The 1,221-nt window shown below is 69.2% G+C and carries 2 protein-coding genes; both read right to left on the bottom strand.

Annotation, left to right across the window (positions count from 1 at the left end):
* Positions 1-493: hydroxymethylglutaryl-CoA lyase-like TIM-barrel protein (locus FKP22_RS30950; RefSeq protein ID WP_510606737.1), on the bottom strand; the 493-nt coding region annotated here is incomplete at its 3' end.
* A 170-nt stretch (positions 494-663) separates the two neighbouring features.
* Positions 664-1,083 (bottom strand): ISC system 2Fe-2S type ferredoxin, encoded by a 420-nt coding sequence (gene fdx / locus FKP22_RS30955; protein ID WP_141292005.1) that lies wholly within the window; start codon positions 1,081-1,083, stop codon positions 664-666.
* Positions 1,084-1,221 lie beyond the last annotated feature (138 nt).

Consider the following 1,221-nt stretch of genomic DNA (forward strand, 5'->3'; position numbering starts at 1 on the left):
CTGCGCCCGCGGCCTGCGCGGTGGTGGCGGCGCGGGCGAGGAAGGCATCGTCGGCGCGCGAAGCATCCTCGAAGCCCACGCTGATGCGCGCGCCAGCGTCCGCCACGCGGCGCACGAACTGCGTGATCGTGGCCAGCACCCAGGCCCGGTCGCGCCGCAGCTTGCGCTCGATCTGGATGTCGGAGGCCGGGATCGACAGGTGCACGATGTCCGCGCCGCAGCGCAGGGCCGCAGCAAGATCGGCCTCGCACATGCGGCCCCAGACCATGGTGCGGGCGTTGAGCCGCAGCTGCTGGATGGCTCGGATCACCGCCTCTTCATGCGGCCCCATCGCCGCCACGCCCACCTCCATCTCCGGCACGCCAGCGGCGTCGAGTGCGCTGGCGATGGCCAGCTTCTCGTCGTCGCTGAAGGCCACGCCCGCGGTCTGCTCACCGTCGCGCAGCGTGGTGTCGTTGATTGTGAAGGGCCGGGGAGATCCAGGGGCTTGCATGTGCCTTCCTTGCATTGCTGAGTGCTTCATCGCAAGCGGTGTGCCATGCCACTCAGGTCACTCAAGTCATTGATTCACAAGGAAATCTCTGACTTGTTCGGGCGCGCGGAGGGCCTGTGTCATTTGTCGCTTGTTCGACAGCCGACGCGCAGCGGGTGAGGCTCGGCTTCTTAGCGCTCACGCGCATGGTTCTTGGTGTAGCGCGGTAGCTCAATCACCAGGGCCTCGCCCTTGACCCGCACGCAGCAGGACAGGCGCGACTGCGGGTCCACGCCCCAGGCGTCATCGAGCTGGTCTTCCTCTTCCTCGTCGGCCGGGGCCAGGGACTCGGCGCCAGCGCGCACGTGCACATGGCAGGTGGCGCAGGCGCAGACCTTCTCGCAGGCGTGCTCGATGGCCACGCCAGCCGCCAGCAACTCGTCCACCAGCTTGCGCCCTCGCCTGGCCTGCAGCACCAGCCCTTGCGGGCACAGCTCGGCATGCGGCAGCACGGTCACCTGGGTGCGCTCCGGCGTGGCGGCCGAGGTGGCGGCGGCGTTGGCAGAAGGGACGGACGCAGGCAGGGCCTGCGGATCGGCGGAGGAGCTCATGGCAGGCCTTTTGGAGAACGGAGATGAAGAGGCGCCTCAATCGGCACCCGGATGGGCGCGACGCCCTATGCAGCGAACTGGTCCAGCGAGCGGCCGGACAAGGCCTCGCGCACGCGCAGGTCCATGCGGCGCGCGGCA

It is taken from the genome of Ideonella azotifigens (assembly GCF_006519715.1).
Taxonomy (GTDB): domain Bacteria; phylum Pseudomonadota; class Gammaproteobacteria; order Burkholderiales; family Burkholderiaceae_C; genus Ideonella; species Ideonella azotifigens.